The following is a 16088-nucleotide window of genomic DNA, read 5'->3' as shown; positions in this document are numbered from 1 at the left end:
TACCCTGACCCTGTACCTGGGGGCCGTCACGCGTCCCCACCCCCGCTTCCGCTGGAGAGGCCCCATGCTCCGGGTGCTGATGTTCCTGATCCCCCTGGCGTTGAGCGTCTACGCGTTCATCGACTGCATCAGCACGAAGGACGAGGACGTGCGGTACATCCCCAAGCCCTTCTGGGCCATCCTCGTGCTGCTGTTCCCGCTGGTCGGGTCGGTCTCGTGGATCATCGCCGGCAAGAAGCGGCAGCCGGCGGGAGCGTCGCCCTGGGCGGGCGGCGGCCGGCGGCAGTGGGTCGCGCCGGACGACAACCCCGACTTCCTGAAGTCGCTGGGCAAGGAGCCGGACCACGGCCCGGCCGAGGACGACGCCCGCGACACGGACGGTGACGCGGACGGGGACGGCGGCAAGGACCGCGACGCCGACAAGGACGACCGCCCGGACGGCGGGCGCGGCGGGAAGTGACCCGTCACGCGCCGCGCCTCACCCCCGGGTCCAGCGCTGGAGCGCGGAGCCGTCGCAGGTCTGCATCATGAGCATGCCGCTCACCGTCGACTCCTCCATGCACCTGCCGGTGTTGGTGGCGACGACGGAGTCGCCCGGGCCCAGGCGCCACTCCTGACCGCTCTGTGAGCTGCAGACCCCGCTGTGGAGGGCGCCGTAGAAGCGGCGGGCGTTCCGTCGTAGGAGGCCCGGCCGGTCATGAAGGCGCCGGTGGCGGGGGCGGCGCCGGTGGCGTCGGTCTCCTGGACGCCGTTGACGTAGCGGCGGAGCTTGCGGGTCCGGCCGTCGCGGACTCCGGTCAGGTGGGTCCAGACGCCGTCGCCGGTCCAGCACAGGGGGCCGTCAGCGGGCGGAGTCGGCGAACTTCTCGACGGCCGCCGGGGTCACCGGGGTGAAGAGGTTGACCAGGTTGCCGTCGGGGTCACGGAACAGGAGAGCGCGGTTGCCCCAGGGCATCGTCGTGGGTTCCTTGACGAACTCCGTGACGAAGCCGCTCAGATCCCGGTGCATGGCGTCCACGTCGTCGACGAGGAACTCGATGATGACGCTCCGGTTGTCCGCCGGGTGGGCGGAGCCGGGGGCGAAGAGCGGGACGGTACGGGTGCTGCCGATCGCGAGCGTGCCGGAGGGGGTGCGCAGTTCGGCGAAGTCCTCGGTGGCCCGGTCCGCGCGCACGCCGGTGACGCGCTCGTAGAAGTCGACGAGGCGGGCGACGTCGTGCGTGATGACGCGGAGAGAGACGAGGTTCATGGGGGCCTCCTGGCCGATCGTTGCTTGCGGCCCGCTGCTTGCGGCCCGTTGCTCACGAATCGCTGCTCGCTGCTCGCTGCTTGCGTCCTCACGCTAGGAGCAATACCGGTCACAATCCGGCCGGTATCGGCGGCAGACTTGCGGGCATGTCCCGTCCCGTGTCGCGCGTACTCACCCTGCTCGAACTGCTCCAGGCCGGGGGCGTCCGGACCGTCGCCGACCTCGCCGGACGGCTGGGCGTCGCCGAGCGCACGGTGCGCCGGTACGTCGACCACCTCATCGACCTCGACGTCCCCGTGGAGTCGGTACGCGGCCGCTACGGCGGGTACCGGCTCGCCCCCGGCCACCGCATGCCGCCGCTCATGCTGACCGACGACGAGGCACTGGCCGTACTGCTGGGTCTGGTCTCCGGGCGGCGGACCGGGCTCACCGCGGCGGCGGACGCGGCGGGCGAGACGGCGGCGGCGAAGATCCGGCGGGTGCTGCCGGAGCGCCTGCGCCGCCGCCTGGACGCCGTACTGGACTCCGTCGCCTTCACGGCCCCGCCGGCCGAGTCGGCCGCCCCGGAGACCGCGGTCCTGCTCCCGGTCGCCGACGCGGTACGCCATCACCGGCCGGTGGCGATGCGGTACACCGGCGGTCGGGGCGGGGACGGCGAACGCACGCTGTACCCGTACGGGCTCGTCGCGCACGCCGGCCGCTGGTACGTGACCGGACGGGACCTCTCGGTCGGTGCCGACCGGACGTTCCGGCTGGACCGCGTCGCCGGGGTGCGGATCCTGCCCGGCTCCTTCGAACCGCCGGCCGGTCCCGACCCGGCGGAGCGGGTCCTGACGGCGCTGGCCACCGCCCCCTACCGGCACGCGGTGACGGTGTGGGTCCAGGGGACGGCCGAGGAGATCCGCACCCGGTTGCCGGGCAGCGTGGCGATCATGGGGGCGGAGGCGCCGGGACCCGGCGGGGTGAGCGGCGGGGCCGGTGCCGGGGCGGCCCGTTCGGCGCCGGAGCCGGAGACCTGGTCGCGGGTCGAGATGCGGGTCGAGCGACTGGACTGGCTGCCCGGTGTCCTCGCCTCGCTGGACCGCCCGTTCGCCGTCGAGCGGCCGGAGGAACTGCGGGATCTCGTCGCGGACTTCGCGGGCCGGCTGATGGACTCGGCCCGGCGCACCCCGCCTCACGGCTGAGGCGCCCCGCCCGCCGCGTCACAGCCAGGTCGTGGCGAGCCGGACGGTGACGGTCGCGGTGGCGAGCAGCGTGCGGTCGAGGGCGGCCTCGCGGTCCCCGAGCCGCAGGTGCGCCCCGGTCGCGCCGAGCTGGAGGACCACGAGGCCGACCGCCGCGGCCGGGCGAGCCAGGGCGCGACGCCGGTCAGTGGAGGGAGCACCGGTCCGGTCTCGCCGCCCTGGCACCGGGCTCTGCAGCCATCACAACGTGGTCGAACGCCGCTTCAACCGCGTCTACTTGGGGTCGCGGCTGAACTGTGCCGTCGACCAGCGGTAGCCGAGGAGCGTGAGGCCGAGGCACCAGGCCATGGCGATCCACCAGTTGTTGCCGATCTCGGTGCCCAGAAGGAGCCCGCGCAGCGTCTCGATGGCGGGCGTGAACGGCTGGTACTCGGCGATCGGCCGGAACCAGCCGGGCATGGTGTCGGCCGGGATGAAGGCGCTGGAGATGAGCGGCAGGAGGATCAGCGGCATGGCCATGTTGCCGGCCGCCTCGGGGTTCGGACTGGCCGCGCCCATCCCGACCGCGATCCAGGTGAGTGCCAGGGCGAACAGCGTGATCAGCCCGAACGCCGCGATCCACTCGAGTGCCGAGGCGTCCGTGGACCGGAAGCCCATCGCCACGCCGACGGCGCCGACGAGGACCACGCTCATCAAGCACTGCAGTACGCCGCCGACGACATGCCCGACGAGCAGAGAGCCCCGGTAGATCGCCATGGTGCGGAAGCGGGCGGTGAGGCCCTGGGTCATGTCCACGCAGACGGACACCGCGGCCCCGATCACGGTGCTGCCTACGGTCATCAGCAGCAGGCCGGGGACGATATAGGCGATGTAGTCGGAGCGGTCCGCGCCGCCACCACCGATTCCTACGCTCATCACGTCGCCGAAGATGTAGACGAAGAGCAGCAGCATCATGATCGGCGTGAGCAGCAGGTTCAGGGTCCCGGACGGGTAGCGCCACGCGTGCAGCAGGTTGCGCCGCAGCATGGTGTTCGAGTCGCGGACAACGTCGGAGAGGGAGCTCATCGGGCGGTCTCCATGAACTGGTCGGGGACGTTGGCGGGGCCGGTGAGGGCGAAGAACACGTCGTCCAGGTCGGGGGTGTGCACGGTCAGCTCGTCGGCCTCGATCCCGGCCGAGTCGAGCCGGTCGAGGACGGAGCGCAGCGCGCGCTGGCTGCCGTCGCTGGGCATCTGCAGCGACAGCGCCTCGTCGTTGCGGGTGACGTCGCGCAGTGCGACGACGGCGCTCCGGTACGCGGAGGGGTCGGCGAAGCGGAGTGTGACGTGGCCGCCGGGAATGAGCCGCTTGAGCTGCTCGGCGGTGCCCTCGGCGACGATCCTGCCGTCGTTCAGCACAGCGATGCGGTCCGCGAGTTCGTCTGCCTCCTCCAGGTACTGGGTGGTCAGGAAGACGGTGACGCCACCCGTGACCAGCTCGCGGATGATCTGCCACATGTTGTGGCGGCTGCGCGGGTCGAGGCCGGTGGTCGGCTCGTCGAGGAAGATGATCCGGGGGTCGCCGACCAGCGTCATGGCGATGTCGAGGCGCCGCCTCATGCCGCCGGAGTAGCTCTGGGCGGGCTTCTTGGCGGCCTCCACCAGGTCGAACCGCTCCAGCAGTTCGGCGGCGACCCGCCGTCCGTCGCGCTTGGACAGGTGGTGCAGGTCCGCCATGAGGAGCATGTTCTCCTCGCCGGTGATCAGCCCGTCCACGGCCGAGAACTGGCCGGTGACCCCGATTGCCGCCCGCACCCCGGCGGGTGCCTCGGCGAGGTCGTGGCCCGCGACCTGGGCCTGCCCGCCGTCGGCGGTGACGAGCGTGGACAGGATCTTCACGACGGTGGTCTTGCCGGCACCGTTCGGGCCGAGCAGCGCGAATACGGACCCGGCCGGGATGCGCAGATCGATCCCGTCGAGCACGACCTTGTCGCCGTACGACTTGCGCAGGCCGACGGCGGAGACAGCGGCGGGCGCGTGCAGTTCGCCGCCCGGAATGGATGTGGACATGACAGAAGAAGGCACGGGCCCTCCCGTTCGAAGGATGACTCGAGGAATGACTCGAAGAATGAAGGGGGGTGAAAACGACGGAGAGCTGGGTTGAGTGGAGCGAGAGCCCGTCAGGCGCCGACGGGCGGCACCCACTCCACGATCTGGATCACCACACCGTTGGGGTCGAGGAGTTGCAGCACCCATTCACCCCACGGCTCCTGGCGCAAGGGCATCAGGATCCGGGCGCCCTCCCGCCGCAGCCGCTCGTGTTCGGCTGCCAGGTCGGTGACCGCGAAGGACACCATCACTTCGGCGTGCGCTGCGGGCTCCCGCTCCGGATGCGGCTGCGTGTCGCATCGGTCGCGTCGCCGAACGACGAGGTCGGTGGCCGCGTCGTCGCGTGAGAGGTGGATGACGTCGTCGGCCACCAGCACCTCCCGGAACCCCAGATGGCTGGTGAAGAACCGGCTCGACGCCTCCGGGTGGCCGACGGTCAGCAGCACCGCCGACGCGATGATGTTCATCCGCTGGGTTCCTTCCGCGTTGCCCGCCGCCGTCACGGTCAAGCATCGACGCTGTCGACGGGCGCATCAACGACGTATCGTGCAACGTCGGTTAACACAGCGGTTCACGATCGGGGGCGGCGGGCGTGGAGCTGCGGGAGATACAGATCTTCCTGGCCTTGGCGGAGGAGCTGCATTTCGGCCGGACGGCGGACCGGTTGCACGTCACTCCCGCCCGCGTCAGCCAGGTCATCAAGAAGCAGGAACGTGCCATTGGCGCCGAACTGTTCAAGCGGACCAGCCGCAACGTCCAGCTGACACCCGTCGGGGAACAGCTGAGAGACGGCCTGGGCGCCGGCTATCGGCAGATCCAGGAAGCGCTGGCCGCCGCCGCCACCGCCGGCCGGGAGATCACCGGTGAAATCCGCGTCGGCTACTCCGCCGCGTGGTGCGGCAACCTCGTCGTGGCGGCGGCCGACATCTTCCGGGCCCGTCACCCCGAATGCGTGGTCCACATTCAGGACTCCCAGCTGCACGACCCGCTCGGGCCGTTGCGCGACGGCAGCCGCGACCTCCAGCTGATCGAGCTGCCCATCGACGAGCCGGACATCGTCAACGGCCCGGTGCTCTTCTCCGAGCGCCGCGCCCTCGTCGTCCCCGCCGGACACCCGTTCGCCGAGCGGGAGACCGTCTCCCTGGAGGACCTCGCCGAGGCCCCGCTGATCACCGTCACCGGACAGCCCGAGTACCTCCTCGACCTCCACTACCCCCACCGCACACCGAAGGGCCGGCCCATCCCGCGCGGTCCGTCGACCACCGCGTGGCAGGAAGTGCTCGCCCTGGTCGGCGCGGGCAAGGGAGTCTCCCCCACCTCCGCACGGGCGGCGCACTACTACTCCCGCCCGGACATCGCCTACGTCCCCTTCTCCGACGCCCCGCCGGTGGAGTACGGCCTCCTGTGGCCGGCCAGGGGGAACACCCCCAAGGTGCGCGCGTTCGTCAGCACCGTCGTCGAAACGGCCGCCCTGCAACGGGCGCGGACGGTTCCGGGCGAAGGGCCCTAGCTCCGCGTCCACTTCTGGGATGCCGCGCCGGACCCGCAGGTCTGGGTGTCGACGCCAGGGCCGAAGGCCAGGTCGAGGCAGCCCCCGCTGAAGACGCTCCGGAGCGTGGAGCCGGACCCGGCCCGCCACAGCAGCGCGGTGCTGTTGGTGGCGCAGTCACCGGTGAGGACGGCCTGGCCCTTCATGTTGGCGCTCAGGCAGGAGCCCGACTTGTTGACCACCTTGACCGCGCCGTTCCCGGCGCTCCGGAAGGTCCAGTGGGCGGCCATGTCCGTACAGAACCCGGTGTCGGCCCTGTTGAGGACCTGGATGAGGCACTTGCCCTCCTCACCGTTCTGGAGGCCGAAGTAGCCGGAGGCGGGCGGGTCCTGGTCCGTGTCACCGGACCCGGATCCGGCCGACCCGTTCGAGCCCGCCGAGCCACCGGAACCGCCGGAGCCGCCGGAACCACCCGCACTGCCGGAGCCACCCGAGCCGCTTGAGCCGTCCGTGTCGTCCGTGTCGTCCGTGTCGTCCGTGTCGTCCGCTTCGTCGGCGCCCTCCGCACCGCCGCCGCTGCCGGTACCGGCGGTCGCGCCGGAGCGGCCCTCTCCCGCCCCCGCTCCCCCTCCGTCGCGCCCCTGGCCCCCTGACGAGTCGGACGCCGACGGCGACGCCGACGTGCTGGGCGTCGGGCTCTCCTTCCCCGGCTTCGAAGAGGAGGCCGCGGGGTCGGCCGGCGCCGAGGCGGAGGCCGGGACGGAAGAGGCCGGGCCGGGGCCCGCCTCCGCGCCCGAGTCGGTGGCATGGGGCAGGAGTTGGATGGCGAGGGTGCTCGCGGCGCCGACCACGACCGGGATCACTGCGAACACGACGCGCGTACGGCGTCGGCGCTCGCGCCGCTCCGGCGCGGCGGCGACGGCGGGCGGCACGACGGGCACCGCGTCAGGCACCTCGGCGGGCACCTCGGCGGGAAGGTCCGCCGCGTCCGGGACCGTCTCGGCGAAGGCGGCGCGCCCGGCCAGGCGCCCGGTGACGGACTCCGGCCACAGCGGCGGTGTGAACGGGCCGTGCCGGTCGGCGATCCCCACCAGTTCGGCGGCGGTCGGCCGCCCCTCGTGGTCCTTGTCCAGGCAGGCGGCGACCACGTCGGCGAGGTCCGGATCCAGTTCGCGCACGGCGCCGAGGTCGGGTTCCTCGTGCACGATCCGGTACAGCACGGCGTGCCCGGACTCCTCGCCGAAGGGCGGCCGGCCGCTCGCGGCGTAGGCGAGGACGGAGCCGAGCGCGAACACGTCGACGGCACCGGACGAACTCCTGGCCCCCGACGCCTGTTCGGGCGACATGTAGGCGGGCGTGCCGACCACCATGCCGGTGCGGGTGAGCCGGCTCTGCTCGGCGGCGCGGGCCACCCCGAAGTCGATGAGGGTGAGGCCGTCGAGGGTGAGCATCACGTTGGACGGCTTGAGGTCCCGGTGCACCATGTCCATCGCGTGCACCGCGGCCAGCCCCGAGGCGGCCTCGCGGAGCAGCAGCCACAGCGCGTCGGCGGGCAGCGGGCCCCCGTGGACGTCGATCGCCTCGTTCAGGGTGAGCCCCGGGACGTAGGCGGTGGCGAACCACGGCGGACTGGCGGCGCGGTCACCCGCGAGGAGCGGCGCGGTCGCCTGTGCGGGTAAGCGCGCGAGGTTGTCCAGCTCGTGTCCGAAGCGGCGCAGGAAGTCCTTGTCCTCGGCGACGATCGAGGGCAGCAGTTGCTTGACGGCGGCGTACCGCCCCTCGTGGACGCCGAGGTAGACGCGGCCCATGCCGCCGGCGCCGAGGCGTCCGATCAGCGGGATCGGCCCGATCCGCCGCGGGTCCTCGTCCTCCAGTGGTTCGGCACCGCTGCCGTCCAGCTCCAACACGCCTGCCCCGTCTCCCCGTTGCCGTGACGACCGCGGACCCGCGGCCCGCCCGCTCCCCTCCTGGATCCGGGCGGACGCGCGCGTCCGACGTGGGACAGTCTGAGCCAGGAGGACGTAGAATTGGAAGTGCTTTCTAGAAAATGATTCTAGAAAGCATCGAGAACGAGCCCCGCCACGGACGACGAGAACGGCCTGACCATGAGCCCCAAGCAGCACCGCGGTGAGGTCACCTCCGACCGCCTCCTGGATGCCGCGCTGCGCCTCTACACGGAGTCGGGTGAACAGGGCGTCACCGTCACCGCCGTCACCCGGACCAGCGGCGTCAGCCTCGGCAGCCTGTACCACCACTTCGGCAGCCTGGACGGCCTGCTCACGGCCCTCACGGAACGCTGGACGGGCAGGCTGATGGGGCAGTTGGTCACCGCGCTGATCGCCGCGGAGGACGCACGGGCCGGGATCCGGGCGGTGGTGGAGGCGTACTTCGCCTTCGTCCGCGACCACCCCGGCGCGGCCCTGCTCCTCCACTCCCCCTACGCCGACGAGCGCATGATGCCGAGGGCCCGGGAGACGATGGAGGCGCAGGCGCCTGCGGTGTCGGCGTTCGCCGCGTGGGCCCAGCCGCACATCGCCTCCGGTGAACTGGCCCCGCTGCCCCAGCCCGTGCTGGAGTCCCTGGTCCTGGGCCCGGTCGTGGCCGTCGCCCGCCGCCACGTCGCCGGCATCAGGGACCTGGACCTGGAGGAGGCGGCGCGGGTGCTGCCGGACCGGATCTGGCGCTCGATCAGCGCGGGCGGGGAGTAGGGCGGGCGGGGAGCAGACGGGGCGGCCTGTCCCCCGGGGGAGCTACACGCAGGTGTCCACCGCAGGGTGACGATCGCGGACGGCCGCGTCCATAGAGTCTTCACCAGTCGCCGAGCACGACAGGCCGAACCGAGGCCGGCGGAGACCGCCGGAGGCCGACTGAAGCCGCCGGAGACCGCCGGAGACCGACAGGGGCCTTCGGAGAAAGCCCCCACTCACACGCCGCCCCACCTCACCCCACCATGCCTGCTGGAGGCCCCCATGTTTCGCACCCTCGCCAAGGCCACCGCCGCCATCGCCGTGGTCTGCACCGTCGCCGGTGCGGGACTCGTCCTCAACGAGGAGTACGCCAAGGCCACCACCGGCACCGCGTCCGAGGCCGCCTCGAAGGGAGCCACCTTCACCGGCACGAAGAAGCTCCGCGTCGACGGCCACACGGTCAACGTCTCCTGCTCCGGCAAGGCCGACGACCCGGACCAGCCCTTGGTGGTGCTGATGGCCGGCGGCGGCGAGGGCCTGGACAACATGGCCCCCCTCCAGAAGTCGATCAGCAAGACCTCCCGCGTCTGCTCCTACGACCGCCTCGGCGAGGGCGCCAGCGACAAGCCCGCCCCGGGCACCCTGCAGACCATGGACGACACCGGCAGGCTCCTCACCAAGGTCCTCGACCGCCTCGCCGGCGACCGCCCCGTCGTCCTGGCCGGCCACTCCCTCGGCGGCTACATCGCCGCCCGCTACACCCCTCACCACACCGACCGCGTCAAGGGCCTCGTCCTCCTCGACGCCACGATCCCCCACCTCACTCGCGACATGAACCGCACCATCCCCGCCGACGCCACCGGCATCCCCGCCCAGGTCCGCACCGGCGCCCTCGCCGTCAACGAGGGCCAGAACCCGGAGCAGTTCGTCATCGCCGACGGCCGGGTCCACTCCGCGGGGCGCATCCCCGTCGAGATCCTCAAGCACGAGTCCCAGTACGCCGAGGTCCCCCAGTACGGCCCCGCCCTGGAGCGCATGTGGACCAAGGGCCAGCGCGAATGGCGCGCCCTCTCCACCCACAGCCGCCTCACCACCGCCATGGGCGCCGGCCACTACATCCACACGGACCGCCCCGACCTCGCTCTCAAGGCCATCAACAAGGTCACCCGCCAGGCGACCCACCAGCGCTGACCCCTCCGGACCGACCCCGGACCGCGGCCTCCCCTGCCACGGCCCGGGGTCTTCGGCGTGGCGTGGTTCTGGCAGTTGAAGCGGCCCTCCGTTGCCTGCATCCGGCCTTGGCGTCGCGCCCCGGCCCCGACAAGCTGTCAGCGAGAACCGCCGAGCGGGGATCAGGTGAATCAGGGGGATCAGGGGGATCGAGATGAAGCACGTGCCCTTCTTCCGGTGGGTCGTCACACTGGGTCTGGTGCTGATCGGCTGCTCGGTGGGCGTCTATCTGACGACACCGGACTATCCCGAACGGGAACAGGTCGACCTGACCGTCCTGAAGGAGGCACCCGACGGGACGTGCACGGTCCGGTGGACCGATCCCTTCGAACGCGTCGAGCACACGGGGCCGTACCGGTGCGACCCGTACCGGCCCGCCACGTTCAAGGCCCCGGACTACGAACCGGGCACCGGTCTGGGCTGGGACGTCGGCTACGTCTTTGCCGAGGGCGCCCAGAGGGGCGAGCTCTACTCACTCGACGACGATGAGGACATCGAGGCGTCCATCGCCCTGTCCGACCAGTTGCTGGGGATCGGACTGCTGCCGACGATCATCGGTCTCGTCGGCGGCAACATCCGCTCGCTGGCCCGTCTGATCGGCGTACGCCCGGCGGTCGTCCGCAAGGGGGCACGGCTGCGCGAGAAGGCGGTTCAGACGGCACAGGACCACGCGCGGGCCGAGGAGGCGGTACGCACGGCGTGGGCGCCATTGCACGAGGACCTGGTGGAGAAGCGCCTGGACAGAACCCCGGTCGCGAGGCTCCGAGGGGCGACGCGCACGCGCCTGCCTGTCAGACGCTTGGAGAGGAACGGCATCCACAGCGTTCGGGACGTGCTCGATGCGGGAGCCTGGGAAGTGGCCCATGTCGGCGGACTGGGCCGGCAGGATGCCGAGAGGGTGTGGGCAGCCGCCCGGGTCATGGCCGACCGGGTGAGCCGGGACACGACGGTACGCCTCGACACGGACCGGCCCGACGCCCGAACCGCAGCCCTGCTCAACGCTCTTCAGGTACTGGTGGCGGCGGGGCCGCAGGCTCGGAACGCGGCGGAGTCCGCCGACCTACTGGCCGGGGAGCTGCACACGGCACTGGCCGGGGCGGCACCCGCTGCCGGTTGGCGGAAGATGCTCGGCGCGGGACGTGCGGAACGCCGGTACGCGCCGATGGCCGTGACCGAGCTGCGCAGGCTGCTGGCCGAGGCCGATCGGGACGGTGTGGCCGAGCAGTTCGCGCAGGCGTCGGTCGACCTCCTGAGAGGCGCCGACGGTGACCCGTCCGGCCTCTCCGCCAGGATCGACTTCGACTCCCGGCCCGCGGACTACTACGAGGCCCTGGCTCGGGTGGCGGACACACCCGAAGGGACGGCACCCATCCCGCCCGACTCCCGGCGCCGGGTCACTCGTCCTCGAAAACCGCCTCTGCGCTGGGTGCGGTGACGGCGCGGGCGAGCCAGTGGCGGAGGGTTTCGGGATCAGCGCACTCGGTGAGGCGGAGCCGGACCGGGTCTGGGACGTGTGTTTCGGTGAACGCGGCCCAGACGGAACGGCTGACGACCATGACGGGGCCGTCAGGGTTCTTGCTGTCGCGGACGGAGACGACCTCCATACAACCGGGGTCCACCTCGCCGCAGTTGCCGTCGTTCTCGCCGCTGTAGCTGCTCTTGATCCAGCCCATGCTGTTGTGGCGGTTCTGACGACCCGGCAGCCGCGTGCCGACGATCACCGCCAGGTCCGGGGCGAGGCGGAGTTCGGTTGCGTGCAGGGCGGGGTGACCGAGCCAGTGCAGGCGAGGGTGGTCGGGGGCGCCGTCGAAGAGGGGTGGCCAGGTGGTGGCCGGGGTGAAGTCGTCGACCACCAGCGTGCCGCCTGGGGTGAGGAGGCGGGTGGGGTCGGCCGTGCCGTCGCCCTTGGCCTGGCCGCCCCCGTCGAGCACGAGCAGGTCGTACGGGCCCTGTTCCTCGACGCGCCGCCAGTCGCCGTGCAGGATCTCGACCTGGGGGTGGTCCCGGAAGACGGACGCGGCAACAGCCGCCCGCTCCGGGTCGCGTTCGACGCTGAGCAGACGGACACCCGGACGGGCGCCCGAGGCGAGCCAGGCCAGCCCCACCCCGCAGCCCGTGCCCGTCTCCGCGATGCCCTGCGGAGCGCCCGCCGCCAGCAGGTGGAGGAGACGACCCTGTTCGGGCCGGCACGAGAAGGTGAAGCCGTGTGTCCGGGCCGCCGTCACGGCGCGGGCGACCAGTGCCGGCAGGGTGGGATCGTCATCCCGGTAGGCATTCGTCCCCTGAAGCGACATGTCCCGCATTATGGCCTCACCGGGGCGACCGTACCGCCGTTCGACAGGCCACCCGTTCCGTTGAACCGTGGCGACACGGCGCGTACACGGTCAGGTAGACGGCATTCCCTTGGTCGGGTCTGTTACATCTGCGAACGGAGACCCCTCGTGCGAATGACCGACATCCACCGCTGCGAGATCCGGCCCGGGCGCCTCGTCGAGTGGACGCTCAGTCCCAGGACGCTCGACATCGCGGCGTCGCTGCCCGAGGACGCGCGACCACCCGCCTATATCCAGGAGTCGCACATCCGCACGGCCCGATCGGTGCGCGAGGACGGGCTGTTCGTGCCGACCTGGCTCGGCGCGGCCTTCGACATCCCCGGCCCGGTCGACCTCGACGTGCTCCAGGAGGCGCTGCGCGCCTGGACCCTGCGGCACGAGACCCTGCGCAGCGGTTTCCGGTGGGGCGGCGAGGGCGGGGACACCATGCGCCGGTTCACGCTCGACGCGGACGCCGTGGACCTGCACCGCGAGGACGTCGGCGACTTCCCCGACGCGACCGTCCTCGCCCGCCACCTCCAGGACCGCTTCGACCGGGTCGCGGACGCGCTGCGCTGGCCCAACCTCATCTACACGGCGGTGGTCCGCGAGGACGGTGTCAGCGTCTACATGGCCTTCGACCACAGCAACGTCGACGCCTACTCGATCTACCGGATCCCCGCCGAGGTGGGCGAGTTGTACGCGGCCGGCGTCGCGGGCCGGACCGTGCCGCGGCCCCGCGTCGGCTCCTACGTCGACTTCTGCGAGGCCGAGCGGGCCGACGCGGACCGGATCGACGGCAGCCACGACATCGTCGCCCGCTGGCGGGAGTTCATCCGGCGCTGCGACGGACGGCTGCCGTCCTTCCCCGTCGACCTCGGGGTCGAGCCGGGCGGCACGCTGCCCGAACAGCACATGCTGCGCGAGCCGTTGGTGGACGCGGACGACGCCGCCGCCTTCGAGGCGTACTGCCGCCCGTACGGCGGCAGCCTGGTCGGTGTCCTCGCCGCGACCGCGCTGATCGTCCACGAGATCGGCGGCGAGCCCGTCTACCGCACCGTCGTCCCCTTCCACACCCGCTCCCGCTCCCAGTGGTCGGAGTCCGTGGGCTGGTACGTGGGCGGCGCCCCGATCGAGGTCCCGGTGGCGCGGGCGCACGACTTCCCGAGCGCCCTGCGCACCGTGCGCGCCGAACTCCAGGCCAACCGGCGGCTGTCCCGCATGCCGATCGACCGGGTGCTGCGCCTGCTCGGCACGGACTTCCGGCCGACCTCGCCCGACCTGTACTCGATCGTCTCGTACGTCGACGCCCGCGACGTCCCCGGCGCCGGCCACTGGCCGGACCAGTCGGCGTACGCCCTGCTCCGGGTCTCGTACGGCGACCAGGTGTGCGCGTGGGTCACCCGGCTCCCCGAGGGCCTCTGGTTCGCCAGCCGCTACCCGGACACCGACGTGGCGCACAAGAACCTGCGGCTGTACGTCGAGCGCCTGCGGGACGTCGTCAGGGGCGTGGCCCACTCCGGCCCGGTGCCGAGGGCCCCTAGCCGCTACTGAGGGCAACCCTCCCCGCGTGCAGGCGTCCGTCGCCGCCGTCGAAGTACACCCGGTCTCCGGCCACGGCCGCGTCGGGGTCGCCGGACGACAGACGCGTCTCGGCCCGGGACTCGCCGGTGCGTACGTCGGCGGCGTGCAGTGTGCCCGTGTCCTCGCTGAAGAGCACCGAGCCCTCCAGCGTGCCCTGCAGCTCCGGTTCGCCCTCGGTGTGCGCGGTCCAGAGCCGTCGGCCGGAGTCGGCGGCGACCGCGTGCACGTCCCCGGGGCCGCTGGATCCGGTGCCGTCGCCGGTGCCGCCGAGGACCACACCGTCGGCGACGACGATCGGTTCCAGCCACTCGACGGCCTGCAGGTCCGGTGCGTAGGTCCACCGCCGGGTGCCGCGCCGGGCATCGACGGCGTGCAGGTCGCCGCGGCTGTCGCCGGCGTAGACCGTGTCCCCCGACACCTTGATGGCCGTCACGTTGTTGCCGTACTCCTCCTGCACGCGGTAGCGCCAGCGCGGTTCCCCGGTGCCCGCGTCCAGGGCGTAGAGGTAGCTGCCCTCCCGGTCCCACATCCCGCCGTACAGCGTCCCGTCCGCCACCGCGAGCGCGTAGGAGAGGCCGTACTCGACCGGCCTGGTCCACTTCAGCCGCCCGGTGGCCGCGTCCAGCGCGGACACGGCGTACGCGGCGTAGTCGTCGGAACCCTCGGGCGGGTCGTACATGGTGTTCACGTAGACGGTCCCGTCGGCCACGACGACCCGCAGATACAGGTTCCACGTCGTGCCGGGCGGCGTGTGCGCGTCCGCGTCCACGCTCCAGACGCGCTTGCCGCTGTGCAGAGCGATGCCCTGGACCGTGCCGTTCTGTCTGCCGGAGGCCACCACAAGGCCGTCGTGCACGCCCTCGAAGTTCAACGCGTCCGGATCGTCGTACGTCCACACGGCGTCCCCGCTGTCGGCGTCCAGCGCGTGCAGCCGACCGTCCTGGCTGCCGCCGACCACCTTGTCGTCGGCGGCCACCGACTGCTCGAGGTCCTCGTCGGACGGCCACAGTTCACGCACCGACAGCTGCTTCGCAGCGACAGTCGGCCCGGCCTGACTCCCGGCGCCGTCGCCCCCGCCCGACGGACCGGAGAGGACACGGGGCATGAGCAGGCCGGCGGCGAGGGCCAGCACGACGAGCGTGCCCGCGCCGGCCAGCACGGCCGTACGCCGCCGCCGGACCACCCCGCGCAGCCTGGCGACGTACGAGGGCCGGGCGGGCGGCACGCCGAGCCGTGCCGTGGCGACGGCGGTCGGCGCCGCGCCCACCGTGACCGTCGGCAGCTCCGGGTCCGCCGTGCCCGTGGCGGGCTCCTCGACCGGCAGTGGACCCGTCCGCACCTCAGTGACCTCGGCGGCGACCGCGGGTGGCAGCCATGCGGCATCGGAGAACGTGCCCCGGGTTCCGTCGAGCGCCTCCCACCGGCCCAGTTCCGCGACGAGGTCCGGCACCTCGGGCCGCCGGCGCGGGTCCTTGTCCAGGCACCGGGCCACCACATCGGCGAGTCGGTCCGGCACGCCTACCAGTTCCGGGTCCTCGTGGACGACGCGGTAGTTGACGCTGAACGGGAGCCCCCCGCCGAACGGCCCGCTCCCCGTCGCCGCGTACACCAGCAGCGCGCCCAGCGCGAACACGTCACCCGCGGACCCCACCTCGCCGCCGACCAGTTGCTCGGGCGGGAGGTAGCCGGGGCTGCCGACCACGGCTCCGGTGGTGGTCAGCTTGGTGTCGTCGGCGGCCACCGAGATACCGAAGTCGATCACCCTGGGGCCGTCCGGCGCCAGCAGGACGTTCGACGGCTTCAGGTCGCGGTGCACCACGTCGGCGCGGTGGATCGCCGCCAGCGCCTCCGCGAGCCCGGCCCCCAGGGCCCGTACGGACGGCTCGGGCCAGGCGCCGTGCGCGGTGACCGCCACGCCCAGCGGGACGCCGGGCACGTAGGCGGTGGCGAGCCACGGCGGATCCCCGTCCGGGTCCGCGTCGACCACGGGCGCGGTGAAGGGGCCTCTCACCCGCCGTGCCGCCGCGACCTCCCGCCCGAAGCGCCGTCGGAAGGCGGGGTCGTCGGCCAGTTCCTCGTGCACCACCTTCACTGCGGTCGCCCGGCCGCCCGGGGACCTGGCCAGGTACACCCGGCCCATGCCGCCCGAGCCGAGCCGTGCCGCGATCCGGTACGGCCCGACCCCTTCGGGGTCCCCCGCCTCCAGCGGCGTGAACACGTGCACTCCGCCCCCTCCTCACTCGTCGCCGTCCAGGACCCGTGCGGT

The 16088-nt window shown here is 72.5% G+C and carries 15 protein-coding genes; 7 read left to right on the top strand and 8 right to left on the bottom strand.

What is annotated here, in order from left to right:
• Window positions 1-64: 64 nt before the first annotated feature.
• Complete coding sequence (locus ACGF3J_RS17650; RefSeq protein WP_161331370.1) at window positions 65-460, top strand: PLD nuclease N-terminal domain-containing protein; 396 nt, start codon at window positions 65-67, stop codon at window positions 458-460.
• Between the two features lie 381 nt (window positions 461-841).
• On the opposite strand, the gene ACGF3J_RS17645 is transcribed toward ACGF3J_RS17650, so the two are convergent.
• Entirely contained in the window at window positions 842-1249 is a 408-nt protein-coding gene (locus ACGF3J_RS17645) for a VOC family protein (RefSeq protein WP_161331371.1), read from the bottom strand.
• Window positions 1250-1395: 146 nt separating this feature from the next.
• Between ACGF3J_RS17645 and ACGF3J_RS17640 the strand changes: the two genes are divergently transcribed.
• Complete coding sequence (locus ACGF3J_RS17640) at window positions 1396-2433, top strand: helix-turn-helix transcriptional regulator (protein WP_393854259.1); 1038 nt, start codon at window positions 1396-1398, stop codon at window positions 2431-2433.
• A gap of 18 nt (window positions 2434-2451) precedes the next feature.
• Here the strand turns inward: ACGF3J_RS17640 and ACGF3J_RS17635 are convergent, their stop codons facing one another.
• From ACGF3J_RS17635 to ACGF3J_RS17620, 4 genes are all read right to left on the bottom strand, one after another.
• Window positions 2452-2658 carry a hypothetical protein gene (locus tag ACGF3J_RS17635; protein WP_393854258.1) on the bottom strand — a complete coding sequence of 69 codons (207 nt, stop codon included), beginning with the start codon at window positions 2656-2658 and terminating at the stop codon, window positions 2452-2454.
• Between the two features lie 48 nt (window positions 2659-2706).
• Window positions 2707-3498 (bottom strand): ABC transporter permease, encoded by a 792-nt coding sequence (locus ACGF3J_RS17630; RefSeq protein WP_161331373.1) that lies wholly within the window; start codon window positions 3496-3498, stop codon window positions 2707-2709.
• Window positions 3495-4481 (bottom strand): ATP-binding cassette domain-containing protein, encoded by a 987-nt coding sequence (locus ACGF3J_RS17625; protein WP_161331374.1) that lies wholly within the window; start codon window positions 4479-4481, stop codon window positions 3495-3497. Before ACGF3J_RS17625 ends, ACGF3J_RS17630 begins: the two co-directional genes overlap by 4 nt.
• Before the next feature lie 110 nt (window positions 4482-4591).
• The gene (locus ACGF3J_RS17620; RefSeq protein WP_161331375.1) at window positions 4592-4987 is read right to left on the bottom strand and encodes a VOC family protein; all 396 of its coding nucleotides are present in this window, start codon (window positions 4985-4987) and stop codon (window positions 4592-4594) included.
• A 125-nt stretch (window positions 4988-5112) separates the two neighbouring features.
• Here ACGF3J_RS17620 and ACGF3J_RS17615 point away from each other — a divergent pair, with 125 nt between their 5' ends.
• Entirely contained in the window at window positions 5113-6030 is a 918-nt protein-coding gene (locus tag ACGF3J_RS17615; protein WP_161331376.1) for a LysR family transcriptional regulator, read from the top strand.
• Here ACGF3J_RS17615 and ACGF3J_RS17610 read toward each other — a convergent pair.
• On the bottom strand, window positions 6027-7916 hold the full coding sequence (locus ACGF3J_RS17610) for a serine/threonine-protein kinase (RefSeq protein WP_161331377.1): 1890 nt from the start codon (window positions 7914-7916) through the stop codon (window positions 6027-6029). The two genes, ACGF3J_RS17615 and ACGF3J_RS17610, sit on opposite strands and share 4 nt — an antisense overlap.
• 198 nt (window positions 7917-8114) lie before the next feature.
• Between ACGF3J_RS17610 and ACGF3J_RS17605 the strand changes: the two genes are divergently transcribed.
• From ACGF3J_RS17605 to ACGF3J_RS17595, 3 genes are all read left to right on the top strand, one after another.
• Window positions 8115-8717 carry a TetR/AcrR family transcriptional regulator gene (locus tag ACGF3J_RS17605; protein ID WP_161331378.1) on the top strand — a complete coding sequence of 201 codons (603 nt, stop codon included), beginning with the start codon at window positions 8115-8117 and terminating at the stop codon, window positions 8715-8717.
• A 261-nt stretch (window positions 8718-8978) separates the two neighbouring features.
• Window positions 8979-9887, top strand: a complete 909-nt coding sequence (locus ACGF3J_RS17600; protein ID WP_161331379.1) for an alpha/beta fold hydrolase — start codon at window positions 8979-8981, stop codon at window positions 9885-9887.
• Between the two features lie 193 nt (window positions 9888-10080).
• The gene (locus tag ACGF3J_RS17595; protein ID WP_202558784.1) at window positions 10081-11361 is read left to right on the top strand and encodes a hypothetical protein; all 1281 of its coding nucleotides are present in this window, start codon (window positions 10081-10083) and stop codon (window positions 11359-11361) included.
• On the opposite strand, the gene ACGF3J_RS17590 is transcribed toward ACGF3J_RS17595, so the two are convergent.
• Window positions 11321-12220: a DUF397 domain-containing protein gene (locus tag ACGF3J_RS17590; protein ID WP_161331380.1), complete on the bottom strand. Its 900-nt coding sequence runs from the start codon at window positions 12218-12220 to the stop codon at window positions 11321-11323. The genes ACGF3J_RS17595 and ACGF3J_RS17590 overlap by 41 nt on opposite strands.
• A gap of 147 nt (window positions 12221-12367) precedes the next feature.
• Here ACGF3J_RS17590 and ACGF3J_RS17585 point away from each other — a divergent pair, with 147 nt between their 5' ends.
• Entirely contained in the window at window positions 12368-13792 is a 1425-nt protein-coding gene (locus ACGF3J_RS17585; RefSeq protein ID WP_161331381.1) for a condensation domain-containing protein, read from the top strand.
• Here ACGF3J_RS17585 and ACGF3J_RS17580 read toward each other — a convergent pair.
• Entirely contained in the window at window positions 13779-16046 is a 2268-nt protein-coding gene (locus ACGF3J_RS17580) for a serine/threonine-protein kinase (protein WP_161331382.1), read from the bottom strand. The two genes, ACGF3J_RS17585 and ACGF3J_RS17580, sit on opposite strands and share 14 nt — an antisense overlap.
• Window positions 16047-16088 lie beyond the last annotated feature (42 nt).

The sequence above is a fragment of the Streptomyces sp. NPDC048171 genome (assembly GCF_043202655.1).
Lineage (GTDB): Bacteria > Actinomycetota > Actinomycetes > Streptomycetales > Streptomycetaceae > Streptomyces.
The sequence above is the reverse complement of the archived record's forward strand: the minus strand, read 5'-3'. Positions and strand labels throughout refer to the sequence as shown.

Bases quoted from the DNA above. Each gene is read 5' to 3' on its own strand.
- ACGF3J_RS17650 (WP_161331370.1), top strand. From the start codon at position 65: ATGCTCCGGGTGCTGATGTTCCTGATCCCCCTGGCGTTGAGCGTCTAC.
- ACGF3J_RS17645 (WP_161331371.1), bottom strand. From the start codon at position 1,249: ATGAACCTCGTCTCTCTCCGCGTCATCACGCACGACGTCGCCCGCCTC.
- ACGF3J_RS17640 (WP_393854259.1), top strand. From the start codon at position 1,396: ATGTCCCGTCCCGTGTCGCGCGTACTCACCCTGCTCGAACTGCTCCAG.
- ACGF3J_RS17630 (WP_161331373.1), bottom strand. From the start codon at position 3,498: ATGAGCTCCCTCTCCGACGTTGTCCGCGACTCGAACACCATGCTGCGG.
- ACGF3J_RS17625 (WP_161331374.1), bottom strand. From the start codon at position 4,481: ATGTCCACATCCATTCCGGGCGGCGAACTGCACGCGCCCGCCGCTGTC.
- ACGF3J_RS17620 (WP_161331375.1), bottom strand. From the start codon at position 4,987: ATGAACATCATCGCGTCGGCGGTGCTGCTGACCGTCGGCCACCCGGAG.
- ACGF3J_RS17605 (WP_161331378.1), top strand. From the start codon at position 8,115: ATGAGCCCCAAGCAGCACCGCGGTGAGGTCACCTCCGACCGCCTCCTG.
- ACGF3J_RS17600 (WP_161331379.1), top strand. From the start codon at position 8,979: ATGTTTCGCACCCTCGCCAAGGCCACCGCCGCCATCGCCGTGGTCTGC.
- ACGF3J_RS17595 (WP_202558784.1), top strand. From the start codon at position 10,081: ATGAAGCACGTGCCCTTCTTCCGGTGGGTCGTCACACTGGGTCTGGTG.
- ACGF3J_RS17590 (WP_161331380.1), bottom strand. From the start codon at position 12,220: ATGTCGCTTCAGGGGACGAATGCCTACCGGGATGACGATCCCACCCTG.